The organism is Acidovorax sp. sif1233, from assembly GCF_019218755.1.
In the GTDB taxonomy this organism is placed as follows: domain Bacteria; phylum Pseudomonadota; class Gammaproteobacteria; order Burkholderiales; family Burkholderiaceae_C; genus Acidovorax.
Genome location: NZ_JAHUWZ010000001.1, coordinates 290,594 through 315,813, shown reverse-complemented (window position 1 = coordinate 315,813; position 25,220 = coordinate 290,594). Strand labels below are relative to the sequence as shown.

Genomic DNA, 25,220 nt, shown 5'->3' with positions numbered 1-25,220 from the left:
GGCATGTACCCGGAGTTACATGCCATCCAGCACTGGATTGTTCACTCGGGCAATCCACAATTCAACTCCCGCAATCAACCGCAGACAAACAGTCAGTCGGTCGGTCAAAAAAAAAGCCGCCCGAAGGCGGCTTTTTAGCTTTGATATCGTCAACTGGCCAAAGGCCAGTCTTGATATTAGAAGCTGTGACGGATACCGAAGTCGTAGCCGTTGGAGTTTTCGCCAGCAGCAGTCACGGAACCGTTCAGGGACTGAGCGGAGCCGTTCTTGTTGCTCACGTGAGCGTACGTTGCGTACAGAGCCGTGCGCTTGGACAGGTTGTGCACGTAGCCCAGAGCCAGCTTGTTGGCGCGGGGATCAGCACCGGGGGTTTCGATCTTGTAGGTGGAGTAAGACAGACGGATTTCGCCTGCGCCGACTGGCACCAGACCACCGATCAGGAAGCCCTTGCCTTCGTTGCCGTTCTTGATGTCGTCTTGGTTGTAGTGAGCCATGATCTTGGCCACGCCCAGATCGTATTGACCGCCCACGTTCACAGCCTTGATGTTGCCGCTCAGGAACTTGGTGTCAGAGAAAGCCAGAGCCACGTTGATGGGGCCGTTGGCGTAACCAGCGCGCAGAGCCAGGCCGTTGCCGTCCTTCTTGTTGGCAGCGTTGCTCAGGTTTTCACCCATGTAGTACTGTGCTTGGCCGTAGAAGCCGCCCAGGTTGCCAGGCAGGAAGTAGCCGATGGCGTTCGAAGCGCGGATGGTGGTTGGGCCACCCAGGCTGGAGTTCAGGGTTTGGGTCGTGCCAACACCGTTCGTGCCGAACGGATCGAACACGGTCAGGTTCCAGAATTGGGGCGTGTAGTCACGGCCCAGACGCACTTCACCGAAGCCGCCGTTCAGGCTGACCGTCGAACGACGGTTGAACGTCAGGCCTTGTTGGCCGTTGCCCAGGGCAGCAGCGGCGCCTTGGTTGGTAGCGTTGGTAGCAGCGCCTTGGCCGTTGTCGTTGTTCAGACCAGCTTCCAGCCAGAACGAAGCGGACATGCCGCCACCCAGATCTTCAACGCCGCGGAAACCCAGACGGCTGCTGTTGTAGCCGGAGTTCGTCAATTGGGACTTGTTAGCGACGCTGCCGGAACCGTAAGCGTAGGTTGCATCAACCACGCCGAACAGGGTCACGGACGATTGAGCCATTGCAGCGCCGGAAGCAGCCAGCACAGCCAGGGCAATCAGGGATTTTTTCATTGCGAGTTACTCCAAGGTTAAACATAGGGCGCCGGTACGGGGGGTCTATGGTGAAAGCACCTGCACAGTCCCGCCGGTTCCCCGGGCCAACCTCCTGGTGGGGAAGTTGCTCTTATTGCACCAGACCCGGCCGGGTTTCGCAAAGGAATTCACCCACAATCGACCCGAAAGGGGAAAATCGTTGCAGTGTTGCAACATTTCACGGAGCGCCAGCAAAATCGGTTTCGGCACCCTTGCGGCCCCCGTCGGCACCTGCCGAATATTTGTATCCAAGTGAAAATTGTGTTTCCTGCCCCTTGCCATCCTGAAAGCTGCCATGGACCCCTTGCTGACCGCCGCTGACAACGCCCTGCGCACGCTTTTCGCGCCCCCCCGGGCCTGCGAGCCCACGCCCGCCCTGGGCATCGCGGAAGCCGACCTCGACCCCGCCCAGAAGAAGCTGGCGGGGGCATTGATGCGGGTCAATCACGTGGGTGAAGTCTGTGCGCAAGCCCTCTACACGGCGCAGGCCGCAGTCACACGCGATGCAGGGTTGCGCGTGCACTTGCTGGAGGCCGCCCGGGAAGAAACAGACCATCTGGCCTGGACGCGCGGGCGCCTGGAGGCCCTGGGAGCACGCCCCAGCCTGCTCAATCCGCTGTGGTTCGCGGGCGCCTTCGCGCTGGGCCTGGTAGCGGCCAAGGTGAGCGACCGGGCCAGCCTGGGGTTCGTGGCGGAGACGGAAAACCAGGTGGCGGCGCATTTGCAGGGCCACCTTGCGCGGCTTCCCGCGCAGGACCTGGCCTCACGGGCCGTGGTGGCCCGAATGAAGGACGACGAGGAGCGCCACGCGGCGCAGGCGCGGGCCTCCGGCGCGCTGCAGCTGCCGGCACCCGCCCGCGCCGCGATGAGGGCCGCCGCCAAGGTGATGACCACCACGGCGCACTACATCTGACCGTTCCCCCGGAGCCCTGCACCGGGAAAGTGCGTGCGGCCCGGGCGCCCGCCGCGGTTCGGGGCGGCCGTCAGGCCTCGATCACCTCGAAGCCGGTGGTGATCTCGGCGGTCTTGCCGAGCATGATGCTGGCCGAGCAGTATTTGTCGTGGCTCATGGCAATGGCGCGCTCCACCGCCGCGGCGGGAATCCCCTTGCCCGTCACGGTGAAATGCATGTGGATCTTGGTGAACACCTTGGGGTCGGTCTGGGCCCGCTCGGTGGTGAGCTTGACGCTGCAGCCGCGCACGTCGTGGCGGCCCCGCTTGAGGATCAGGACCACGTCATAGGCGGTGCAGCCACCCGTTCCGGCCAGCACCGTCTCCATGGGCCGGGGCGCCAGATTCTGCCCGCCATTGGCGGGATTGGCGGCATCGGGGGCGCCATCCATGGCCAGGACATGGCCGCTGCCGGTTTCGGCCACGAAGCCCATGCCGGAGCGTGTTCCTGCCCCTCCCGTCCAACTGACTGTGCATTCCATTTGTGTTTCTCCTGTGTGACACGTGGTTTTTTTCGCACGGAAAACCGAAACGAAAAGAATTTGATGCGAATTTTGCTGCATCGCAACAAGACTCGCGCTAAACTTCGCCCATGCGCTGCCGGTTTCGAACAAAAAGGAAACGGCAGGCGGCAAGAAGTCCGGAATCCGGTACTTGCCCCGCACCGATTGTCTCCTCCATCTCCTCAAAGGATGGATTAGCCCCAGGCCTCACGGCCCGGGGCTTTTTTTTGGCCGGTCCGGCCGCGCGCCGCCCGTGTGGCGTCCGGGCCAGGCCGGAAACCGACGCCCTATGATGTGGCCCCCGCCGCTGTCCAGCGGCGGCCCCACCAGCTCCCGCCATGACCCAGCACCTCACTCCCGCCGACTACCTGAAGAAAATCCTGACCGCCCGCGTGTACGACGTGGCGGTGGAGTCGGCGCTGGAGCCCGCCAAGAACCTCAGCCGCCGCCTGCACAACAAGGTGCTCTTGAAGCGCGAGGACCAGCAGGCGGTGTTCAGCTTCAAGCTGCGCGGCGCCTACAACAAGATGGCGCACCTCACGCCCGAGCAGCTCGCGCGCGGAGTGATCTGCGCCTCGGCCGGCAACCACGCGCAGGGCGTGGCCATGAGCGCCCACAAGCTGGGCGCCCGCGCGGTCATCGTGATGCCGACCACCACGCCGCAGCTCAAGATCGATGCCGTGAAGACGCTGGGTGGCGAGGTCGTGCTGTTTGGCGAGAGCTATTCCGACGCCTACGGCCACTCGGTGACGCTTGAAAAGGAACAGGGCCTGACCTTCGTGCACCCGTTCGACGACCCGGACGTGATCGCGGGCCAGGGCACCATCGCCATGGAGATCCTGCGCCAGCTGCAAAGCCTGGGCAGCAACCAGCTCGATGCCGTGTTCGTGGCCATCGGCGGCGGCGGGCTCATCTCTGGCGTGGCCAACTACATCAAGGCCGTGCGGCCCGAGATCAAGGTGATCGGGGTACAGATGAACGACTCGGACGCGATGATCCAGTCGGTCAACGCGCACCAGCGCGTCACGCTGCCCGATGTGGGCCTGTTCTCGGACGGCACGGCCGTCAAGCTCGTGGGCGAGGAAACCTTCCGCATCACCCACAGCGGCCTGGTGGACGGCTTCATCACCGTGGACACCGACGCCGTCTGCGCCGCCATCAAGGACATCTTCGTGGACACGCGCAGCATCGTCGAGCCCGCGGGGGCCCTGGCCGTGGCCGCCATCAAACAGTACGTGGCCGAGAACAAGACCCGGGGCGAGACCTACGCCGCCATCCTGTGCGGCGCCAACATGAACTTCGACCGCCTGCGCTTCGTGGCCGAGCGCGCCGAGGTGGGCGAGGAGCGCGAGGCGCTGTTCGCCGTGACCATCCCCGAGGAACGCGGCAGTTTCCGGCGCTTTTGCGAGGTGGTGGGCGACCTGCCCGGCGGCGCGCGCAACGTGACCGAGTTCAACTACCGCATCAGCGACGCCGCCAAGGCCCATGTGTTCGTGGGCCTGACCACCAACGGCAAGGGCGAATCGGACAAGATCGCCCGGAACTTCGGCCGCCACGGCTTCGAGGCGCTGGACCTGACCCACGACGAACTGGCCAAGGAACACCTGCGCCACCTGGTGGGCGGCCATTCGGCGCTGGCGCAGGACGAGCGGCTGATGCGCTTCACCTTCCCCGAGCGGCCGGGCGCGCTGCTCAAGTTCCTGAGCCTGATGCAGCCGACCTGGAACATCAGCCTGTTCCACTACCGCAACCAGGGCGCCGACTACGGCCGCATCCTCGTGGGCATGCAGGTGCCGCCCGAGGACACCGCCACGTTCGACGCCTTCCTGGCCACGCTGGGCTACCCATACGTGGAAGAGACGCTGAACCCGGCCTACCGGCTGTTCCTGCGTTCCAAGTGACCAGGATATGGGTCGAACCGGCCTCCAGCGCTTATCCAACCAGCGCTGGCAGCTATCAAATCTGACATAGCCTCCTCCGCCCGTCCATGCAAGCCCTGCGCCACTACCTGCTGGCCGTGCAGTTCTTCACGCGCATCCCGGTGACCGGGCGGCTGGCGCAGTGGGTGGGCTACAGCCCCGCCATGCTGCGCGCCAGCGCGGCGCACTTTCCGGGCATTGGCTGGTTGGCGGCGCTGCTCGCGGCGGGCGTCTATGCCGCGCTTCACTGGGCGCTGGCGCCCAATCCGCTGGCACCGGCCGTGGCCGCCGTGTTCTGCACCATCGCCACGGTGCTGATGACCGGCGGCTTCCACGAGGACGGCCTGGCCGATGTGGCCGACGGCCTGGGCGGCAGTGCCGACCGCGAGCGGGCGCTGGACATCATGAAGGACTCGCGCATCGGCGCGTTCGGTGCCATGGCCCTGGTGCTGGCGCTGCTGGCCAAGCTCAGCGTGCTGGCGCTGCTGGGCTCCCACAGCCTGCTGGCCGCCGTGGCCGCGCTGGCGGGGGCCCATGTGGTGTCGCGTTTCTGGCCCCTGCTCATCGTGCGCAGCCTGCCGCATGTGGGGGACACCGCCCGCTCCAAAAGCAAGCCGCTGGCCGACCAGATCTCGGGCACTGCGCTGGCGACGGCATTTTCATGGTGTTTTGTGCCGCTGGCGCTTGTCTGGAAAGCGCAATCAGCTACATATTTAGTAGCAGCCATTGTGCTGAGCGCCCTCGCCGCCGCCTGGATGGCCCGCTGGTTTGCGCGCCGGCTGCGGGGGTTCACGGGGGATTGCCTGGGCGCCACGCAGCAGGTCAGCGAAATCGGCTTCTACCTGGGCGCGGCGCTGGCCCTGCGCTGGATGTGAAGCCCGTGGCCCGACCGCAGCGCGGCGCCCGCCTCTGGCTGGTGCGCCATGCCCAGCCGCGGGTGGCGCCCGGCATCTGCTACGGCGCGCTGGACGTCCCCGCCGACCCCGCCGCCACCCGCGCCGCCGCGGAACGCCTGGCCACCACCCTGCCACCCGGGATCCAGGTGTTCCACTCCACGCTACAAAGATGTGAGCAGCTTGCGATGGAATTGCAAGCGCTGCGGCCTGATTTGATACCCAAACCCGACGCCCGCCTGCGCGAAATGGACTTTGGCAGCTGGGAAGGGCTGGCCTGGGATGCCATCGCCCGCTCCGACATCGACGCCTGGACGGCCGCGTTCGCCAGCTACCGCCCCGGGAATGGTGAAAGCCTGGCGGCCATGCTGGAGCGCGTGGCAGCCGCGCTGCATTCCCTCCCGCCCGCAGAAGAAACCGCACGGGATGTGGCCTGGATCACCCATGCCGGCGTGATCCGCTGCGTGGCCTGGCTGCAGGCACGTGGGGGCGAGCTGCCGCGCTCCGAAGAATGGCCCCTTGCCGCGCCGGGCTGGGGCGAGTGGGACATCGCCCACCGGGGCATCTGAGAGCGGAGGCCCTGGCGGGCGACTGCGCCCGCCACGCGCCGGGTCAGCGCTTCAGGGGCATGTCCAGCGTGAGCGTGGCGGCGCCTCCCACCTCGGCGCCCAGTTGCGCCTGGCGCGGGCCCAGCGCCTGCAGCACCAGCCCCTCGTCCACCGCCGCGCCCACGCGGAAGGGCCTGGCCGGCTTGCCATCCACCGCGATCAGCGCGGCACCGCCGCCGCTGCTGCGCCCCGAGAGCACCCCGATCAGCGCGAACCGGCTGGCCAGCGTGGGCGCAGCGGGCGCGGGCGCAGCGCCCGCCGGGGACGCCACCGCCCCGAGGAGGCGGGCCAGCGCCTGCGCGTCGGGCGCCACCGGCGCTGGCAACACCGCGGGCGCGGCGATGCCGCCCGCCGGCGCCGACAGGCGCAGGCCCCAGAAGACCACGCTGGCGCCCGCCGCGGCCCAGAGCGCCAGGGTCCCCAGGCGCACGCCCCATTTGCTGTGTGAATTGGTCACCATGCGGGGATTATGATTCACGCGATCCGACCATCCGAGAGACCGCCAGCAGTGAACACTTCCCTCCCCTTCCTCTTGCGCTCCGCCCGCCGCAGCCTCTCCCGGGGCTTCACCCTCATCGAGCTGATGGTGGTGCTCGTCATCATCGGCGTGCTGGCCGCCCTCATCGTGCCCAATGTGCTCGAGCGTGCCGACGACGCCCGCGTGACGGCAGCCCGCACCGACATCACCAACATCATGCAGGCGCTCAAGCTGTACCGCCTGGACAACCAGCGCTACCCCACGGCCGAGCAGGGCCTGCCGTCGCTGATCGTCAAGCCCACCTCGGGCCCGGTGCCCAACAACTGGAAGCTGTACCTCGAAAAACTGCCCAACGACCCCTGGGGCCGCCCGTACCAGTACCTGAACCCCGGCATCAAGGGCGAGATCGACGTGATGTCGTTCGGCGCCGATGGCCAGTCCGGCGGCGAAGGCAAGGATGCCGATATTGGCAGTTGGCAATGAGGGCCGGCCCTTCGCCGTGCACCCCCGCCCCATGACACTGGCGCGCCCCAGGCCGGGGATGCCGTGGAACCGGCCTGGCCGGGCCACCGGTGGCCCGGCCCCTCTGCGGGGACGCCGCGCAGCGGCCCAGGGGGGCTTCACGCTGCTGGAGCTGCTGGTGGTCATCAGCATCATCGCGCTCGCCACGGCGGGCGTGGGCGTGGCGATGCGCGACAGCGGGCAGACGCTGATCGAGCGCGAGGCGGCCCGGCTGGCGGCATTGCTGGAATCCGCGCGCGCGCAGTCGCGCGCCGGCGGCATGCCCGTGCGCTGGCGCACCGAGGCACGCGGGTTCCGCTTCGAAGGGCTGCCGCCCAGCGCGCTGCAGGCGCTGCCCAGCCAGTGGCTGGATGCGGGCACCACGGCGCGCGCCCCCACCATGCTGGTGCTGGGACCGGAGCCGCTCATCGGCCCGCAGCAGGTGCTGATCACCCACCACGCCCATCCCGAACGCGCGCTGCGCGTCGCCACCGATGGCGTGCGCCCCTTCACCGTCGAGCCGGTCCAGTGAGCAGCCGCCCGCGCCCGGATCGACGCAGCGCGCCGCAGCGCGGCTTCACGCTGGTGGAAGTGCTGGTGGCGCTGGGCATCGTCGCCATCGCCCTCATGGCGGGCCTGCAGGCCACCACCGCGCTCACCCGCAACGCGCTGCGCCAGTCGGACATCGTGCTGGCCCAGCTGTGCGCCGAGAACGAGCTCGTGTACACCCGCCTGTCGCGCCAGATGCCCAGCGTGGGCGACAGCACGCTCGCCTGCGAACAGGCGGGGCGCACGCTCACCGTCGCCGTGAGCGTGCGCCCCACGCCCAACCCGAGCTTTCGCCGCGTGGACGCGCAGGTGCTGGATGGCGACAACTCCATCCTGCGCATCTCGACCATCATTGGAAGGTATTGACCAGATGCCCCCCCTGAGTCGCTTCGCGCCTTCCCCCCAGGGGGACGCCACCCGTGGCCTGGCAAAGCCAGTTCCACGGTGGCACTGGCGTTGGGGCGCGCCAGGTTCCACGGCCTCCGGCGATGCGCGGCCGCATGTCAGAAGGAATCCGTCACGTCGCACTCACGGTGGCTTCACCTTGGTCGAACTGCTGCTGGCGATTGCGGTGATGAGCCTGCTGGCCATCCTGAGCTGGCGCGGGCTCGATGGCATGGTGCGGGCGCAGGAGATCACGCGCCAGCGGGCGGATGAAATGCTGGTGCTGCAGGCGGCGCTGGGCCAATGGGGCACGGACCTGGATGCGCTCACGCCGATCGCCAACACCACGCCGCTCGACTGGGACGGCCAGGTGCTGCGCCTGACGCGGCGCAGCAGCGCCGTGCCCGACGAAGGCGCCCTGGTGGTGGCCTGGACACGCCGGGGCGCCCAGGGCGAGGGCCAGTGGATGCGCTGGCAGTCTCCCCCGGTGCGCACGCGCGCCCAATGGCAGGAGGCCTGGCAGCTGGCGGCGCAATGGGCGCGCACGCCGGGCGAGGCCGAGCGGCGCCACGAGATGACGCTGCTGCCGCTGGCGGACTGGCAGATCTTCTACTACCGGGGCGGCGCCTGGTCCAACCCGCTCTCCAGCAGCGGCGCCAGCGCGAGCGGCGCGGCGGCCATCCCCGACGGCGTGCGCCTGCAGATCACCCTGCCGCCAGGCCAGGCCCTGGTCGGGCGCCTCACGCGCGACTGGGTGAACCCGGTGCTGGGCGGAGGCAGATCGTGAGGCGCCGCGCACCACGCACCCATGACGCTGGCACGGCCAACGCCAGTGCCCCCGTGGAACCGGCTTTGCCGGGCCACCGGATGCGTCTCCCTCCCGCGCAGCGAGAGAGAGGGAAGGCGCGCAGCGCCTCACGGGGGGCCGCTTTGCTGCTGGCCATGCTCACCGTCACGCTGGTGGCCACCTTCGCGGCCGCGGCCATGTGGCAGCAGTGGCGCGCGGTGGAGGTCGAGACGGCCGAGCGCGGCCGCGTGCAGTCCACCTGGATCCTGGTCGGCGCGCTCGACTGGTCGCGCCTGATCCTGCGCGAGGATGGCCGCTCGGGCGGCGCCGACCACCTGGCCGAGCCCTGGGCCGTGCCGCTGCAGGAGGCGCGGCTGTCGACCTTTCTCGCGGCGGACAAGAACGTGAGCCAGGTGGACGACGCCAGCACCGACACCACCGAGGCCTTCCTGTCGGGGCAGATCTCGGACATGCAAGGCCGCATGAATCTCATGAACCTGGCGGCCACCGGGCCCGAGCAGGCCGTGGCGATGCGGCAGTTCACGCGGCTGTTCGAACGCCTGGGGCTGCCGCAGCAGGAGCTCGGCCTGCTCGCGCAGGCCCTGCGGCAGGCACAGGCCACGACGGGCAGCGACAGCAGTACGGCGCCACTGATGCCACCCACCGTGTCCCAGCTGGGCTGGCTGGGCCTGGCGCCCGCCACCGTGGCCCGCCTGACCCCGCACGTGGCGTTGCTGCCCGTGCGCACCCCGGTCAACATCAACACCGCCGACATCGACGTGCTGCTGGCCGCCATCGACGGCCTGGACATGGCCAGCGCCCAGAAGATCCTGCAGGTCCGCGAGGCACGGCATTTCCGCACCCTGAGCGAAGTGCGCGACCTGCTGGGCGCGAACATCGACATCAATGAAGGCGCCCATGCGGTGGCCTCCTCCTACTTCGAGGTGCGGGGCCGCCTGCGCCTGGGCGATGCGATGGTGGACGAGCGATCGCTGGTGCGCAAACAGGGTATCGAGGTGACCACGCTGTGGCGCGAACGCGGCGCTTTTGACCGCGAAAACACCGGGGCCGCGCCGCAGCCTCCGCGCTGAGACGCAACACATCCGCAACACATCCGCGGGTTGGGCCCTGCACTGTCAAGCCCTCCCCCTAAAATGGCCCGCAAAACCCGTCCATGAGCACCCTCATCCTTTTCCTGCCGCCCGCCCGCCCGGGCCCCGCCACCGAGTACAGCTACACGCTGACGGCGGACGGACACACCGCCATCCGACATGCCAGCGCCCCGGCGGCGCTGCTGCCCGAGCCCACGCGCCCTGGCGGCGAGGTCGTGGCCGTGGTGCCCGCGCGGGCGCTGTCGTGGCAGAAGGTGCAGCTGCCTCCCGGCCTGCCCCTGGGCGCCGGGCAGCAGACACCGCGCCTGCGGTCCGTTCTGGAGGGGCTGCTCGAAGACCGCGTGCTTGACGATGCCTCCCAGCTGCACTTCGCGATCCAGCCCGCGGCGCACCCCGGCGAACCCGTGTGGGTGGCCGTGTGCGACCGCGCCTGGCTGCGCGAGAACCTGCAGGCGCTGGAGGCCGCGGGCCGCCGCGTGGCGCGCGTGGTGCCCGAGTTCGCCCCCGGCCCGACCGCCAGCGGCCGCCCCGAACTGTGCGTGCTGGGCACGCCCGAGGACGCCTGCGTGGTCCTGACGGGCCAGGGCGCGGACCACGGCGTGGCCGTGCTGCCCCTGTCGAACATGGCCATGGCGCTGGCCCGCGCGGGCATGCCCGCCCAGGCGGCTTCCGGCGAGGACGGCGACGCTCCCGTCGTGCGCGCCGAGCCCGCCGTGGCGGCCCTCGCGGAACGCACCCTGGGCCAGCGCGCGGCGCTGCACACGGCCAGCCAGCGGGCGCTGGAAGCCGCGCGCGGCGACTGGGACCTGGCCCAGTTCGACCTGGCCAGCACGGGACGCACGCGCGCGCTGCGCAAGGCGGGCAGCGTGGCCAGCGCACTGCTGTACGCCCCCCAGTGGCGCGCGGCGCGCTGGGGTGCCGGGCTGCTTGCCGCGGCCCATCTGGTGGGACTCAACGCCTGGGCCTGGCAGGAGCGCCAGGCGCTGGCGGCCAAGCAGGCCGCGGTGCGCGCCACGCTGACCCAGACCTTCCCCAAGGTGCAGGTGGTGGTGGATGCCCCCGTGCAGATGGAGCGCGAGCTGGCGCAGCTGCGGCAGGCCGCCGGCAGCGTCTCGGCGCGCGACCTGGAGCCCCTGCTGGCCGCTGCGGGCACGGCCCTGCCCAGCGGCCGACAGCCCACCGGCATCGAATACACCCCTGGCGAGCTGCGCCTGCGCGGCGTGGCGCTGGCCCCCGACGAGGAACCCGCGCTCAGCGCCCGCCTGGAAGCCGCGGGCTACCGGGTGCGGCTGGAAGACGGCAGCCTGCTGATGAGCGCCGCCGAAGGCGGCCCACGGCCCCATGCGCAAGGCACCCCATGACACGCAACACCACCGCGCTGCGGGACCGCTGGCAGGCGCTGGCACCCCGCGAACAAACACTGGTCCTGGCCGCGGGCGGCCTGATCGCCCTCGCCCTGCTGTGGTGGGTGGCCGTGGCCCCCGCCCTGTCCACGCTGCGGACCGCGCCCGCCCGCCATGCCGCGCTCGACACGCAGCTTCAGCACATGCAGGGCCTGCAGGCCGAGGCCCAGCAGCTGCAATCCGCCCCGCGCACCAGCACCGGCGACGCGGTGGGCGCGCTGCGCACCGCCCTGACCCAGCGCCTGGGCAACACCGCCCAGCTCAATGTGGTGGGCGACCGCGCCACGGTGACGCTCAAGGGCGCGCCCGCCGACGCCCTGGGCCAGTGGCTGGCCCAGGCGCGCAGCAACGCACGGGCCACGCCGGTGGAGGCGCGGCTGGCCCGCAGCGCCCCGGCCGCCCCTCCCCCGGGCACCGCGGCACCCGCCGTCCTGGGCGCTCCGGCCTCGGCCATGCCGCGCTGGGACGGCACGCTGGTCCTCGCCCTGCCAGCCCAGCGCTGACACGGCCCGCCAGACAGACCAGCCGACAGACAGACAGATATTCCCTCAACGTGGCCACCAGCACCCGCACCCGCACCCGCAAGCCTCCCGTCCGTGCCCCGCGCTCCGCCTGGGGCTGGGCGCTGGCGGGCGCCGTGGCCGGCGTGCTGCCCGCCGTGCTGGCCTTCGCGCCAGCGCACTGGCTGGCGCGGGGCCTGGCCCGCGCCACCAATGGCCAGGTGCAACTGCTGCAGGCGCGCGGCACGGTCTGGACCGGCTCGGCCCAGCTGGTGCTGACCGGCGGCGCGGCGAGCCAGGACCGCGCGGCCCTGCCCGGCCGGGTGGAGTGGCGGTTGCGCCCCGGCCTCGCCGGCCTGCGCGCCCAGCTGCATGCGAGCTGCTGCACGCCCGAGCCCCTGCAGCTGCACGCACAGGCCCGCTGGGCCGGCCCCCGGCTGACCCTGGCCGATGGCCAAAGCCAGTGGCCCGCCGCCATCCTGGCCGGGCTCGGGACTCCCTGGAACACCTTGCAGCCCCAAGGCCAGCTCACGCTGCAGACGCGCGGCCTGGCCTTCAGCTGGACCGCGGGCCGCATGGTGCTGGAGGGCCAGGCCCAGATGGATGCGCGGGCCATGTCCTCGCGCCTGTCCACCCTGCGGCCCATGGGCAGCTACCGGCTGCTGCTGGCGGGCGGCGAGGTGCCCGCGCTCACGCTCAGCACGCTCGACGGCCACCTGCAGCTCAGCGGCACCGGCCAGTGGGTGGGCCAGCGCCTGCGGTTTGCGGGCGAGGCCAGCGCCACCCCCGAGCGCGAGGCCGCCCTGTCCAATCTCCTGAACATCATCGGACGGCGCAGCGGCGCGCGCTCCATCATCACCGTGGGTTGAACCTATGACTTCCTTGTTTTCGCACCGCCCGGGTTTTGCTCTCAAAACAATAGCTTTCAGCGTTTTACTGACCTGCGCTGGCGGCCAGATCATTGCGCAGACCGCCATTGACACCAGCACCGGCAGCGTGCGCTCGGGCGAACCGGTCACGCTGAACTTCGCCAATGCCGAGATCGAGGCGGTGGCGCGCACCATGGCCACCATCACCGGCCGCAACGTGGTGGTCGATCCCCGCGTCAAGGGCCAGCTCAACCTGGTCACCGAACGGGCCGTGACACCCGCCGCCGCCTTCCAGCAGTTCCTGGCCGCGCTGCGCCTGCAGGGCTTCACGGTGGTGGAGGCCGCAGGCCTGTACAAGGTGGTGCCCGAGGCCGACGCCAAGCTGCAGGGCGGCAGCGTGAGCGTGGTGCAGGGCAACGCCGGCAGCGCGCCCGGGGGCGGGCAGATCGTCACGCAGATCTTCAAGCTCAACTTCGAGAACGCGGCCAACCTCGTGCCCGTGCTGCGCCCGCTGATCAGCCCCAACAACACCATCAACGTGAACCCCGGCAACAACTCGCTGGTGATCACCGACTACGCCGACAACCTGCAACGCCTGGCGCGCATCGTGGCGGCCATGGATGTCTCCAACGCCAGCGACGTGGAAGTGATCCCTCTGCGCAACGCCGTCGCCACCGACCTCGCGCCGCTGGTGGCGCGCCTGATCGACGGCGGCAGCGGCGCCACCCCCGGCGCGCCAGGCGCACAGGGCCAGACCGACACCTCGTTCAAGACCACGCTGATCGCCGAGCCGCGCAGCAACGCGCTGATCCTGCGCGCGGCCAACCCGGCCCGCGTGGCCCAGGTGCGCGCGCTGGTGGCGCAGCTCGACCAGGCGCCCGCGCCCGGCAGCAGTGCGGCCACCGGCAACATCCACGTGGTCTACCTGAAGAATGCCGACGCCACCAAGCTGGCCACCACCCTGCGCGCCGCGATGGCGGCCATGGGCGGCAGCGGCAACACGGGTGGCGGCGGCGCGGGCGCAAGCGCCGCACCGGCGGCGCCCAGCGCAGGCGTGGGCGGTGGCAACAACAGCGGCAGCATGCTGTCCACGGGCAGCAGCCTGTCCGGGGGCGGCAGCAACTCCGGCCTGGGCTCTGGCAGCTCCAGCATGGGCACCAGCAGCACCAACAACAACCAGCCCTCCACCGGCGGCCAGATCCAGGCCGACCCGACGACCAACTCGCTCATCATCACGGCGCCCGAGCCGCTGTACCGCCAGCTGCGCACCGTCATCGACAAGCTCGACGGCCGCCGCGCGCAGGTGCTGGTGGAAAGTCTGATCGTGGAGGTGTCGGCCAACAAAGTGGCGCAGTTCGGCATCCAGTGGCAGGGCATCCTGGGCAAGCAGGGGGACGGCACGGTGGGTGTGATCGGCACCAACTCCGGCGCGGCCGGCGCCAACATCCTGGGGCTGACCGCCGCGCTGGCGTCGGGCAGTGCCAGCAGCATCGCCACCGCCGCGGGCGGCCTGGGCGGGGGCCTGAACCTGGCGCTCGCGCCGCGCATCAACGGCCAGTACTACCTGGGCGCGCTGGCCAACTTCCTGCAGAACAGCGGCGACGCCAACGTGTTGTCCACCCCCAATCTGATGACGCTGGACAACGAGGAGGCGCGCATCCTCATCGGCGACAACGTGCCCTTCGTCACGGGCTCGTATGCGAACACCGGCAACAGCGGCACAGTGAACCCGTTCAACACCGTGGAGCGCAAGGACGTGGGCCTGATGCTCAAGGTGCGCCCGCAGATCGGCGAGAACGGCACCGTGAAAATGGCGATCTACCAGGAGATCTCCAAGATCGACCGCTCCACCCTGTCCAACGCCACCGGCCCCACCACCAGCAAGCGTGCGGTCGAATCGAACGTGGTGGTGGACGACGGCAGCATCATCGTCATCGGCGGCCTGCTGGAGGACACCTACTCGCAGGGCGAAGACAAGGTGCCCGTGATGGGCGACCTGCCCGTGGTGGGCAACCTGTTCAAGAGCGAGAACCGCTCGCGCCGCAAGACCAACCTGATGATCTTCCTGCGCCCCATCGTGGTGCGCGACAACGCGACCAGCGACGCCCTGGTGGTGGACCGCTACGAAGCCATCCGGGCGCTGCAGCACGCCACCCAGCCCGCCCCTAGCCTGATGATGGGTACGGTATCGGGGGCCCCGGTGCTGCCCGCACTGCCCGTGGCACCCGAACGCACCGCCCCCGCCGCCATGCCGGCGCCCCTGCAGCAGCAACAGCAGCAGCAGCTGACCCCGGTGCCCGCGCCCCAGCCAGTCAACCCCGCCACGGCCCCACAAAGCAGCGCCCCGGCCCAGCCCGGCACCGCCGCCACGCCCATGGCCAAGGTGCCGGTGCCCCTGTACTACGTGAACGTCGGCGTGATGGGCCAGGACGCCCAGTCCAGGAGCGCGATGGCCAAGCTGCGCGACTCCGCGCTGCCGCTGTCCCTGCAGGCGGTGGAAACCAACCGGGGCAAAGCCACCCGTGTGCGCGTAGGCCCGTTCGCCACGGAAGACGCCGCCCAGGCGGCTGCGGCCACGGTGCGCAGCCAGACGGCCTTGAACGCCACGGTGGCGGCCCAGGCGCTCTGAGGACCGAGCCCCCATGCGCCACCCCCTACCCTACGCCTTTGCCCGCACGGCCCAGCTGCTGCTGGAGGACGACGGCCACCAGCTGGTGCTGTGGCATGGCCCCAGCCCCGACGCGGGAGCGCTGTCCGAAGTGCTGCGCAAGCACCCTGTGCAGCAGCTGCTGCCGCTGGACGCCCCGGCCCTGGCCCAGCGCATCAGTGCCGTGTATTCGCACAGCGAATCGAGCGCCGCCACGGTGGTGAGCGAGGTCGAGAGCGACGCCGACCTCTCGCGCATGATGCAGGAACTGCCCGCCGTGGAAGACCTGCTGGAATCGGCTGGCGACGCGCCCATCATCCGCATGCTCAACGCCCTGCTCACGCAGGCCGCGCGCGACGGCGCGAGCGACATCCACATCGAGCCCTACGAGCGCCATTCCAGCGTGCGTTTTCGCGTGGACGGCACGCTGCGCGAGGTGGTGCAGCCCAACCGCGCGCTGCACGCCGCCCTGATCTCGCGCCTGAAGATCATGGCCGACCTGGACATCTCTGAGAAACGCCTGCCGCAGGACGGCCGCATCAGCCTGCGCCTGGGCACCCGCGCCATCGACGTGCGCGTGTCCACCCTGCCCAGCGCCCACGGCGAGCGCGCCGTGCTGCGCCTGCTGGACAAGAGCGAGAGCAAGCTGAGCCTGGAAGCCGTGGGCATGCAGGGCGACACCCTGCGCCGCTTTGAGGGCCTCATCAGCCAGCCACACGGCATCATCCTGGTGACGGGCCCCACGGGCTCGGGCAAGACCACCACGCTGTATGCGGCGCTGGGCCGGCTCGATGCCACGCGCAACAACATCATGACGGTGGAAGACCCCATCGAGTACGAGCTGCCCGGCGTGGGCCAGACCCAGGTCAACAGCAAGATCGAGCTGACCTTCGCCAAGGCCCTGCGCGCCATCCTGCGCCAGGACCCGGACATCATCATGATCGGCGAAATCCGCGACTTCGAGACCGCGCAGATCGCCATCCAGGCCTCGCTGACAGGCCATTTGGTGCTGGCCACGCTGCACACCAACGACGCGGCCAGCGCCGTGACGCGCCTGACCGACATGGGCGTGGAGCCGTTCCTGCTGTCGTCCTCGCTGCTGGGCGTGCTGGCCCAGCGCCTGGTGCGCAAATACTGCAGCCATTGCCATGGGGCAGGCTGCGATCACTGCGGCCAGACGGGCTACACCGGCCGCACCGGCGTGTTCGAGCTGCTGGTGACCACGGACGCGATCCGCGCCCAGATCCACAACCAGGCCTCCGAGGCCGACATCCGCACCGCCGCGCTGGCCGATGGCATGGCGCTGATGCGGGAGGATGGCGAGCGGCTCATCGCGGCGGGCATCACCAGCCGCGAGGAAGTGCTGCGCGTGACGCGGGACTGATCCCACGGGCCGGCGGCCGCGCCACAGGCCCTCTCGGTGGCGGTGCGCCACCGGGATCATTTTGCTACTTTTTTAATAGCAATCCGCGCTTGACAAGCAAGCGCTAGAGGCTCAAAACGCTTGGGATCAGCGGATCTGCAGTGCGGGGCGCCGGCCCGCCGGTGAAACGGCGGGCGCGGGCGAGGCCAGCGGCGCCGATGAAGGCGAGGAGGGCAGCTCCGAGCCCCCCCCTTGCAGCTTGAACTGCCGGACCGCGCTGGTCAGCTGCACCGCCTGTTCGCGCAGCGATTCCGAGGCCGCAGTGGACTGCTCCACCAGGGCCGCGTTCTGCTGCGTCATCTGGTCGAGCTGCGAGACGGCCTGGCTGATCTGGCCGATGTTGTCGCTCTGCTCGGCCGACGAAGCGGTGATCTCGCCAATGATGTCGGACACGCGGCGCACGCTGCTCACGATCTCGGTCATGGTCTGGCCGGCCTGGCTCACGAGGCGCGAGCCGTCCTCGACCCGCTCCACCGAGGAGCTGATGAGGCCCTTGATCTCCTTGGCCGCCTCCGCGCTGCGCTGCGCGAGGCTGCGCACCTCGCTCGCCACCACGGCAAAGCCGCGGCCCTGTTCGCCCGCGCGCGCGGCCTCGACCGCGGCATTGAGCGCCAGGATGTTCGTCTGGAAGGCGATGGAGTCGATCACACCCGTGATGTCGGCGATCTTGCGCGAGCTGGTGGTGATCTGGTCCATGGTGGTCACCACCTGCGACACCACGGTGCCGCCGCGCGCGGCCACCTCGGCGGCCGTGGAGGCGAAGTCGCTGGCCTGGCGCGAGGACTGCGCGCTTTGCTGCACGGTGCTGGTCAGCATCTCCATGGACGAAGCGGTTTCCTCCAGATTGGCAGCCGTCTGCTCGGTGCGGTGGCTCAGGTCGTGGTTGCCGCTGGCGATCTCGGAGCTGGCGGTGGAGATGTTGCCCGCCGTGTCCTGCACCTGGCGCACCAGGCCACGCAGCGCATCCTGCATGCGCCCCATGGCGGCCACCAGCTGGCCCACCTCATCCTGGTTCATGGCCTCCACATCGCGCGACAGGTCGCCGCTGGCGATGCGGTCGGCCAGCTCCTGCGCCTGGCGCAGCGATCCGGTGATGGAGCGCACGCTGAAGAACGTGAGCGGGATCAGCACGGCCAGCCCCAGCAGCAGGCCGATGCCGATGAAGGCCGACATGGTGGAGGTGCGGGACTCCACGCCCGCGCGGGCCTCGTCCATCTGCGCGCGGGCCGTGGTGGCCAGGCTGGAGAACAGCTTGTCGGTGGCCTCCATGTGGACCTTGAGCCGGTCGGCATAGGCGCCGCCGCCGGCGCCATCGAGCTGCGCGCCCTCGATCTTCTCGAAGATAGGGGAAATGCCGGTTTCGTACTGCTTGATCTCGGCCAGCGACTTGTCGATGGACTCGACGAAGGCCGCATCGCCCGACTGCACCTGGCGCACATCGGCCAGGCTCTTGCGCAGCGCGGCCAGTGTCTTGGCCCAGGTCTCGCGCAGCGCGGAGACCTCGACCGAGTTGTTGAAGTTGATGATGATGTCTTTTTCGGTACGGCGCAGGTCGCCCAGCGTGGTGCGCAGCTCCGACATGTCGGTGAGGGTCTGTACGCGCTGCGAGAACAGCACCTGCAGCGTGCCGCGCGTGCGGTCCAGCGCCACGTAGCCCATGGCGCCGATGACAACAAGCAGGATCAGGGAAAAGACGGTTCCGAAGTAAAGGCGCGTGCGGATGGAGAAGCGGCCCAGAGCATTCATGGCTCTTCCTTACAGTTTTTAACAGACAATCCAGCATAGCAAATTTGGTGCCACGCCCTCCCCCCGGTCTTCTGAACCGAGTGTGGCCGGACTATATGCCGGGCTGCCGCCCCCGCCGCACAGGGTAAGCACCGCCCCGGGGCCCTTTGCAGGGAATCCCCGGGGTCAGTAGGCGGGCTTATGCCACCGGTGTCACGGGAATGTAGAACTGCCCGCCGCGCTGCTGGAATTCCGCCGCCTTGGTCTGCATGCCCTGGGCCAGCGCCTCGGCCTCCGCCACGCCCTTCTGGGCGGCAAATTCGCGCACTTCCTGCGTGATCTTCATGGAGCAGAACTTGGGGCCGCACATGGAGCAGAAGTGCGCCACCTTGGCGCTGTCCTTGGGCAGCGTTTCGTCGTGGTATTCCTTGGCCGTGTCGGGGTCCAGGCCCAGGTTGAACTGGTCCTGCCAGCGGAAGTCGAAACGCGCCTGGGAGAGCGCGTCGTCGCGCGCGCGGGCCCCCGGGTGGCCCTTGGCCACGTCGGCCGCGTGCGCGGCGATCTTGTACGCGATGATCCCCTGCTTGACGTCGTCGCGGTCGGGCAGGCCCAGGTGCTCCTTGGGCGTCACGTAGCACAGCATGGCCGTGCCCATCCAGCCGATCATGGCCGCACCGATGGCCGATGCGATGTGGTCGTAGCCCGGTGCGATGTCGATGGTCAGCGGGCCCAGGGTGTAGAACGGCGCCTCGTGGCAGGTCTTGAGCTGCTCGGTCATGTTGGCCTGGATCATGTGCATGGGCACGTGGCCGGGGCCTTCGATCATGGTCTGCACGTCGTGCTTCCAGGCCACCTGGGTCAGCTCGCCCAGCGTGTGCAGCTCGGCGAACTGCGCCTCGTCGTTGGCGTCCGATGCGCAGCCGGGGCGCAGGCCGTCGCCCAGGCTGAACGACACGTCGTACGCCTTCATGATGTCGCAGATGTCCTCGAAGTGCTCGTACAGGAAGCTCTCGCGGTGGTGCGCCATGCACCACTTGGCCATGATGGAGCCGCCGCGCGAGACGATGCCCGTGCGCCGCTGCGCGGTGAGGTGGATGTAGGCCAGGCGCACGCCGGCATGGATCGTGAAGTAGTCCACGCCCTGCTCGGCCTGCTCGATCAGCGTGTCGCGGAAGATGGCCCAGGTCAGGTCCTCGGCCACGCCGCCCACCTTTTCGAGCGCCTGGTAGATCGGCACAGTGCCAATCGGCACGGGCGAGTTGCGCACGATCCAGTCGCGCGTGGTGTGGATGTTCTTGCCGGTGGACAGGTCCATCACGTTGTCGGCACCCCAGCGGATCGCCCACACGAGCTTCTCGACCTCTTCCTCGATACTCGACGTGACCGCCGAGTTGCCGATGTTGGCGTTGATCTTGACCTTGAAGTTGCGCCCGATGGCCATGGGCTCCACCTCGGGGTGGTTGATGTTGGCGGGAATGATGGCGCGGCCCCGGGCCACTTCGTCGCGCACGAATTCGGGGGTGATGATCTTGGGGATGCTCGCGCCCATGGGGTTGCCCATCAGCCGCTGCTCGCGGCCAGCGTCGGCCATGTACTGCTCCATCCACTCGCGCTTGCCGTTCTCGCGGATGGCCACGTATTCCATCTCGGGCGTGACGATGCCCTTCTTCGCATAGTGCATCTGCGTGACGTTGGCACCCGCCTTGGCGCGCAAGGGCTTGCGCTGCAGGGCCGCGGCCTCGGCGCGCAGCTGGGCCAGACGGGTGGCGTCTTCGCTCTTCTGGCCATCGTCCAGCGCCACGGGCGCGCGGCCTTCGTAGTGCTCCACGTCGCCACGGCCGGTGATCCAGCCGCCGCGCACTCCCGCCAGGCCCTTGCGCACATCGATCGCAGCCTCGGGGTCGGTATACGGGCCGGAGGTGTCGTACACGCTGACCAGTTCGCCGTTGGTCAGCGCAATGTCGCGCACGGGCACGCGCAGATCGGTGTGCAGGTGGCCGGGGAGGTAGGCCTTGCGTGAGGCAGGAAAGGGTTCGCGCGTGCGTGCGAGCAACTCGGCGAACTTCTCGGGGGTGGCCAGCTTGGCGTGGGGGTCGGGGGCGTTCATGGGCAGGTCTCCTGGTTCCGGTGGCGGTGGGTGCTGCTCCGGAATGGACCTGTGCGCCCCTCGGGTGCGGCTGCACCTGAGGCATGGCGTGCCAGCAGGGACTGCGGGCACGGAGACAAGGAGGTCGGCTCTTCTTCCGCCGGTATGAACCGGATCAAGTTCGTCGGGTTCGCAAGGCCTGCCGAATTTCTTCAGCCACCTCGCATCTCAGCGCTTACGCACACCCCGGAGCAGGCGCGAGTATAGGCCAGAGAGAAAAAACCGCGCTGCGGAGCCTCTCGGTCAGGCGAGGCGCCCGATGAGGACCACCGCAAAGAAGAAGACGGCCGCGATCACCGTCCACTTGAGGATGACGAGCCCCAGGCGTTTGTAGCGCGCCTGCCCCGTGCCGGCATAGAAGGCAAACGACACGGCCGCCGCCAGGAGCAGCAGCATGGCCAGCCAGCGAAAGATCAGCATGTCAGGGACTCCCGGCGCCGTGAAAACGGGCGCGGCACTGGCAGGAGGCTCCGGGCTGCGGCCCGGGAATGGTGCTTCATGCTCACCAGGCGCGCGCCGGCTGGGCAAACCCGCCGGGCGCCTGGCGCTCGTCCTCGAACGTGACGACCTCCCAGGCATCGCGCTGGGCCAGCAGCTCGCGCAGCAGCAGGTTGTTCATGGCGTGGCCCGAGCGGAAGGCGCTGTAGGCCGCGAGCAGGGGCTTGCCGATCAGGTACAGGTCGCCCATCGCGTCCAGGATCTTGTGCTTGACGAACTCGTCGTCGTAGCGCAGCCCGTCGCTGTTGAGCACCTTGTAGTCGTCCATCACGATGGCGTTGTCGAGGCCGCCGCCCAGCGCCAGGCCGTTGGAGCGCATCATCTCCACATCGCGCGTGAAGCCGAAGGTGCGCGCGCGGGCGATGTCGCGGCTGTAGTTGCCTTGCCCCAAGTCGAACTCCACGCGCTGGCCCGTGGAATCCACGGCGGGGTGGTCGAAGTCGATCTCGAAGCTGAGCTTGTAGCCGTGGTAGGGCGCAAGCCGAGCCCACTTGGCCGCGGCGCCCTCGCCTTCGCGCACTTCCACGGGGCGGGTGACGCGGATGAAGCGCTTGGGGGCATTCTGCAGCTCGATGCCCGCGCTTTGCAGCAGGAACACGAACGATGCCGAAGAGCCATCCAGGATGGGCACCTCTTCGGCGGTGATGTCCACATAGAGGTTGTCGATGCCCAGCCCCGCGCAGGCCGACATGAGGTGCTCCACGGTGTGCACCTTGGCATTGCCCACGGCGATGGTGGACGCCAGGCGGGTGTCGGTCACGGCCTCCGCCCGGATGGGGATGTCCACCGGCTGCGGCAGGTCCACCCTGCGGAACACGATCCCGGTGTCCGGCTGCGCAGGCCGCAGGGTCAGCTCGACCCGCTGGCCACTGTGCAGGCCCACGCCCACGGCGCGGGTGATCGTCTTGAGGGTGCGTTGCTGGAGCATCCGGGGATTTTAGTGGGGCGACCCCGCAAAAACCATCCACGGCTGCCTATGACCCTGATAGAAAACGGAGTCGCAGGGGCGGCGTACAAGCTGTCAGAGACACGCAGGTAGCGCCACGCAGCGACTGCATTGCGCGCCACGCGTACCCAGACGGCGGTGACTGCGCAGCTGAGGAGCATACGAGCCAAATAGGAAGCGCGGTGGTGGAAACCGTCACGGCCCAATGCCAGAGACACCGCGCAAGGGCCGCCGCCCCGCCGCGCATGTCGAGAAACCCCTTGCCAGAGTCAAGGGGCGCTCGGTCTGTCCCAGCCCGCGCAGGCGGGCTGGGAGCCGCAGACCTCGCCCCCTCCCGCGCAGCGAGAGAGGGGGTGAAGCGGCGTAGCCGCTCAGGGGGAGTACCGAATCAATCCGCCTGCTTGCGCAGGAAGGCCGGAATCTCCAGGTCGTCCATGCCGCCCGAGGACAGCGCGTCCACGCGCGCCGCGGCCTGGGTGCGGTTGGTACGCCACACGCTGGGCACCGACATGCTGCCGTAGTCGGCCTGCGCGCTGCCGGCATGGCCGCCCTGCACGCCCATGGCCGAGCCCAGGGCCCCCGTGCCCGCGATGGGCATCTGGTAGGCCACGTTGTCCGTGCCGGTGCGCAGGCCGCCCTGCACCACCGAAATCGGCTGGCGGCGCGCGTTGGGGCGCGACAGGCCGGTGGCCACCACGGTCACGCGGATCTCGTCGCCCAGGCTGTCGTCATAGGCAGCGCCGTAGATCACGTGCGCGTCGGGCGAGGCGTAGGCATTGATGGTGCTCATGGCCAGGCGCGATTCGGACAGCTTCAGGCTGCCCTTGGCGGCCGTCACCAGCACCAGCACGCCCTTGGCGCCCGACAGGTCGATGCCTTCCAGCAGCGGGCAGGCCACGGCCTGTTCGGCGGCGATGCGGGCGCGGTCCGGGCCGCTGGCGGTGGCCGTGCCCATCATGGCCTTGCCGGGCTCGCCCATCACGGTGCGCACGTCTTCGAAGTCGACGTTCACGTGGCCGTATTCATTGATGATTTCGGCAATGCCGCCCACGGCGTTCTTGAGCACGTCGTTGGCATGGGCGAAGGCTTCGTCCTGGGTGATGTCATCGCCCAGCACTTCCAGCAGCTTCTCGTTGAGCACCACGATCAGCGAATCCACGTTGGCTTCGAGCTCGGCCAGGCCGTTGTCGGCGTTGGTCATGCGGCGGCCGCCTTCCCAGTCGAAGGGCTTGGTGACCACGCCCACGGTGAGGATGCCCATTTCCTTGGCCACGCGGGCGATCACGGGTGCGGCGCCCGTGCCCGTGCCGCCGCCCATGCCGGCCGTGATGAACAGCATGTGCGCGCCGTCGATGGCCAGGCGGATGTCGTCCACCGCAGCCTCGGCGGCTTCGCGGCCCTTGTCGGGCTTGCTGCCGGCGCCCAGGCCGCTGCCGCCCAGCTGGATGTGGCGGTGGGCCGAGCTGCGGGTCAATGCCTGCGCGTCGGTGTTGGCGCAGACAAACTCCACGCCCTGCACGCTGCGGGCAATCATGTGCTCGACGGCGTTGCTGCCGCCGCCGCCCACGCCGATCACCTTGATCTGGGTGCCCTGGTTGAATTCTTCGGCTTCGATCATTTCGATGGTCATGTTGGAGCTCCTGTTTCTTTCACTGAATTCGTTTGCAATCTCGTGTGCAACTGCCAATGGGTTGTTCGGTATGTCATCGTGCGCAGCGGGGATGGCGGTCCGGTACATCGTCGCCATCGCCCACGCGGTATTCGGTGCGGACTGCCTCTCGCCAGCCAAAGAGGAAATTTCATGGTCAGAAATTCCCCACGATGAAGTCCTTGAAACGGCCAAACGCCGTCTTCATGGAACCGCTTTTCTGTGCCACCTTGAAGCCGCGCAGCCGCGCCAGGCGCGCCTCTTCCAGTAGGCCCATGACGGTAGCAGCCCGGGGCTGTGCCACCATGTCAGACAAGGCGCTGGAATACTTCGGAATGCCGCGCCGCACGGGCTTCAGGAAGATGTCCTCGCCCAACTCGATCATCCCGGGCATCACCGAACTGCCGCCGGTGAGCACGATGCCCGACGACAGCACTTCTTCATACCCCGACTCGCGCACCACCTGCTGCACGAGCGAGAAGATCTCTTCCACGCGCGGCTCGATCACGCCGGCCAGCGCCTGCTTGCTGAGCATGCGGGGGCTGCGGTCGCCCAGGCCCGGCACTTCCACCTGCGCCTCGGGGTCGGCCAGCAACTGCTTGGCGTAGCCGCTTTCGACCTTGATGTCCTCGGCGTCCTTCGTGGGCGTGCGCAGCGCCATGGCGATGTCGCTGGTGATGAGGTCGCCCGCGATCGGGATCACCGCCGTGTGGCGGATCGCGCCGCCGGTGAAGATGGCCACGTCGGTCGTGCCCGCGCCGATGTCGACCACCACCACGCCCAGCTCGCGCTCGTCATCCGTCAGCACCGCCTGGCTGCTGGCCAGGGGGTTGAGCATGAGCTGCTCGACCTCCAGGCCGCAGCGGCGCACGCACTTGATGATGTTCTCGGCCGCGCTCTGTGCGCCGGTCACGATGTGGATCTTGGCCTCCAGGCGGATGCCGCTCATGCCGATGGGCTCCTTCACATCCTGCCCGTCGATCACGAACTCCTGCGGCTCCACCAGCAGCAGGCGCTGGTCGCTGCTGATGTTGATGGCCTTGGCCGTTTCCACCACACGCGCCACGTCGGCCGAGGTGACCTCCTTGTCCTTCACGGCCACCATGCCGCTGGAATTAAGGCCCCGGATATGGCTGCCCGTGATGCCGGTGTACACGCGCTGGATCTTGCAGTCGGCCATCAGCTCGGCTTCCTTCAGCGCCTGCTGGATGCTCTGCACGGTGGCGTCGATGTTCACCACCACGCCGCGCTTCAAGCCATTGCTCGGGGCCACGCCCAGGCCTGCGAGCTTGAGCTCGCCATTGGGCAGAACCTCGGCCACCACGGCCATGACCTTGGCTGTGCCGATGTCCAGCCCCACCACGACGTCTTTGTATTCTCTTGCCATATCAGTCTCTGCCCTTCTCTGTTCTGTCCCGCCGCACCCCGGCCTCATTCACGAACCACCCCGCTCTCCACGCCACGCACCGCTGTT

23 protein-coding genes and 1 riboswitch are annotated in these 25,220 nt (G+C 68.9%); of the genes, 14 read left to right on the top strand and 9 right to left on the bottom strand.

Annotation, left to right across the window (positions count from 1 at the left end):
* Positions 1 to 176: 176 nt before the first annotated feature.
* A complete protein-coding gene (locus KW843_RS01440; protein WP_218293319.1) occupies positions 177 to 1,235 on the bottom strand; it encodes a porin in 1,059 nt (352 codons plus the stop codon).
* Between the two features lie 316 nt (positions 1,236 to 1,551).
* Here KW843_RS01440 and coq7 point away from each other — a divergent pair, with 316 nt between their 5' ends.
* Entirely contained in the window at positions 1,552 to 2,169 is a 618-nt protein-coding gene (gene coq7, locus KW843_RS01435; RefSeq protein WP_218293318.1) for a 2-polyprenyl-3-methyl-6-methoxy-1,4-benzoquinone monooxygenase, read from the top strand.
* Between the two features lie 70 nt (positions 2,170 to 2,239).
* Here the strand turns inward: coq7 and KW843_RS01430 are convergent, their stop codons facing one another.
* Positions 2,240 to 2,689 (bottom strand): OsmC family protein, encoded by a 450-nt coding sequence (locus KW843_RS01430; RefSeq protein WP_218293317.1) that lies wholly within the window; start codon positions 2,687 to 2,689, stop codon positions 2,240 to 2,242.
* A 359-nt stretch (positions 2,690 to 3,048) separates the two neighbouring features.
* Here KW843_RS01430 and ilvA point away from each other — a divergent pair, with 359 nt between their 5' ends.
* The 3 genes from ilvA to KW843_RS01415 all read left to right on the top strand — a co-directional run bounded on the left by ilvA (position 3,049) and on the right by KW843_RS01415 (position 6,091).
* Entirely contained in the window at positions 3,049 to 4,611 is a 1,563-nt protein-coding gene (gene ilvA, locus KW843_RS01425) for a threonine ammonia-lyase, biosynthetic (protein WP_218293316.1), read from the top strand.
* A gap of 86 nt (positions 4,612 to 4,697) precedes the next feature.
* On the top strand, positions 4,698 to 5,504 hold the full coding sequence (cobS, locus tag KW843_RS01420; RefSeq protein WP_218293315.1) for an adenosylcobinamide-GDP ribazoletransferase: 807 nt from the start codon (positions 4,698 to 4,700) through the stop codon (positions 5,502 to 5,504).
* Positions 5,501 to 6,091: a histidine phosphatase family protein gene (locus KW843_RS01415; protein ID WP_218293314.1), complete on the top strand. Its 591-nt coding sequence runs from the start codon at positions 5,501 to 5,503 to the stop codon at positions 6,089 to 6,091. Before cobS ends, KW843_RS01415 begins: the two co-directional genes overlap by 4 nt.
* A 43-nt stretch (positions 6,092 to 6,134) precedes the next feature.
* On the opposite strand, the gene KW843_RS01410 is transcribed toward KW843_RS01415, so the two are convergent.
* Positions 6,135 to 6,590, bottom strand: coding sequence for a type II secretion system protein N (locus KW843_RS01410; protein WP_218293313.1), 456 nt, complete (start codon positions 6,588 to 6,590; stop codon positions 6,135 to 6,137).
* A gap of 48 nt (positions 6,591 to 6,638) precedes the next feature.
* On the opposite strand from KW843_RS01410, the gene gspG reads away from it, so the two are divergent.
* From gspG to KW843_RS01360, 10 genes are all read left to right on the top strand, one after another.
* Positions 6,639 to 7,091, top strand: coding sequence for a type II secretion system major pseudopilin GspG (gene gspG, locus KW843_RS01405; RefSeq protein WP_370628420.1), 453 nt, complete (start codon positions 6,639 to 6,641; stop codon positions 7,089 to 7,091).
* Positions 7,092 to 7,122: 31 nt separating this feature from the next.
* A complete protein-coding gene (locus tag KW843_RS01400) occupies positions 7,123 to 7,641 on the top strand; it encodes a prepilin-type N-terminal cleavage/methylation domain-containing protein (protein WP_255594485.1) in 519 nt (172 codons plus the stop codon).
* Entirely contained in the window at positions 7,638 to 8,024 is a 387-nt protein-coding gene (gene gspI / locus KW843_RS01395; RefSeq protein ID WP_218293312.1) for a type II secretion system minor pseudopilin GspI, read from the top strand. The genes KW843_RS01400 and gspI overlap by 4 nt, the downstream gene beginning before the upstream one ends.
* A gap of 178 nt (positions 8,025 to 8,202) precedes the next feature.
* Positions 8,203 to 8,829, top strand: a complete 627-nt coding sequence (locus KW843_RS01390) for a general secretion pathway protein GspJ (protein WP_218293311.1) — start codon at positions 8,203 to 8,205, stop codon at positions 8,827 to 8,829.
* A gap of 80 nt (positions 8,830 to 8,909) precedes the next feature.
* Positions 8,910 to 9,920, top strand: coding sequence for a type II secretion system minor pseudopilin GspK (gene gspK, locus KW843_RS01385; RefSeq protein ID WP_218293310.1), 1,011 nt, complete (start codon positions 8,910 to 8,912; stop codon positions 9,918 to 9,920).
* Positions 9,921 to 10,003: 83 nt separating this feature from the next.
* On the top strand, positions 10,004 to 11,302 hold the full coding sequence (gene gspL, locus KW843_RS01380; RefSeq protein WP_218293309.1) for a type II secretion system protein GspL: 1,299 nt from the start codon (positions 10,004 to 10,006) through the stop codon (positions 11,300 to 11,302).
* Positions 11,299 to 11,847: a type II secretion system protein GspM gene (gspM, locus tag KW843_RS01375; protein ID WP_218293308.1), complete on the top strand. Its 549-nt coding sequence runs from the start codon at positions 11,299 to 11,301 to the stop codon at positions 11,845 to 11,847. The genes gspL and gspM overlap by 4 nt, the downstream gene beginning before the upstream one ends.
* Before the next feature lie 50 nt (positions 11,848 to 11,897).
* Positions 11,898 to 12,713, top strand: coding sequence for a type II secretion system protein N (gene gspN, locus KW843_RS01370; protein ID WP_369641434.1), 816 nt, complete (start codon positions 11,898 to 11,900; stop codon positions 12,711 to 12,713).
* A 4-nt stretch (positions 12,714 to 12,717) separates the two neighbouring features.
* Complete coding sequence (gene gspD / locus KW843_RS01365; protein WP_218293307.1) at positions 12,718 to 15,342, top strand: type II secretion system secretin GspD; 2,625 nt, start codon at positions 12,718 to 12,720, stop codon at positions 15,340 to 15,342.
* A gap of 13 nt (positions 15,343 to 15,355) precedes the next feature.
* A complete protein-coding gene (locus tag KW843_RS01360; protein ID WP_218293306.1) occupies positions 15,356 to 16,744 on the top strand; it encodes a GspE/PulE family protein in 1,389 nt (462 codons plus the stop codon).
* 126 nt (positions 16,745 to 16,870) lie between these two features.
* On the opposite strand, the gene KW843_RS01355 is transcribed toward KW843_RS01360, so the two are convergent.
* The 6 genes from KW843_RS01355 to ftsA form a co-directional block, all read right to left on the bottom strand.
* Positions 16,871 to 18,529: a methyl-accepting chemotaxis protein gene (locus KW843_RS01355; RefSeq protein WP_218293305.1), complete on the bottom strand. Its 1,659-nt coding sequence runs from the start codon at positions 18,527 to 18,529 to the stop codon at positions 16,871 to 16,873.
* 178 nt (positions 18,530 to 18,707) lie between these two features.
* Positions 18,708 to 20,588 (bottom strand): phosphomethylpyrimidine synthase ThiC, encoded by a 1,881-nt coding sequence (thiC, locus tag KW843_RS01350; RefSeq protein ID WP_218294387.1) that lies wholly within the window; start codon positions 20,586 to 20,588, stop codon positions 18,708 to 18,710.
* Positions 20,589 to 20,729: 141 nt separating this feature from the next.
* Positions 20,730 to 20,853, bottom strand: a riboswitch (TPP riboswitch).
* Between the two features lie 44 nt (positions 20,854 to 20,897).
* The gene (locus KW843_RS01345) at positions 20,898 to 21,074 is read right to left on the bottom strand and encodes a hypothetical protein (RefSeq protein ID WP_218293304.1); all 177 of its coding nucleotides are present in this window, start codon (positions 21,072 to 21,074) and stop codon (positions 20,898 to 20,900) included.
* Between the two features lie 82 nt (positions 21,075 to 21,156).
* Positions 21,157 to 22,080 (bottom strand): UDP-3-O-acyl-N-acetylglucosamine deacetylase, encoded by a 924-nt coding sequence (gene lpxC / locus KW843_RS01340; RefSeq protein WP_218293303.1) that lies wholly within the window; start codon positions 22,078 to 22,080, stop codon positions 21,157 to 21,159.
* A gap of 406 nt (positions 22,081 to 22,486) precedes the next feature.
* Positions 22,487 to 23,728 carry a cell division protein FtsZ gene (gene ftsZ, locus KW843_RS01335; RefSeq protein ID WP_218293302.1) on the bottom strand — a complete coding sequence of 414 codons (1,242 nt, stop codon included), beginning with the start codon at positions 23,726 to 23,728 and terminating at the stop codon, positions 22,487 to 22,489.
* A gap of 175 nt (positions 23,729 to 23,903) precedes the next feature.
* The gene (gene ftsA / locus KW843_RS01330) at positions 23,904 to 25,133 is read right to left on the bottom strand and encodes a cell division protein FtsA (RefSeq protein WP_008903721.1); all 1,230 of its coding nucleotides are present in this window, start codon (positions 25,131 to 25,133) and stop codon (positions 23,904 to 23,906) included.
* Positions 25,134 to 25,220: the final 87 nt, after the last annotated feature.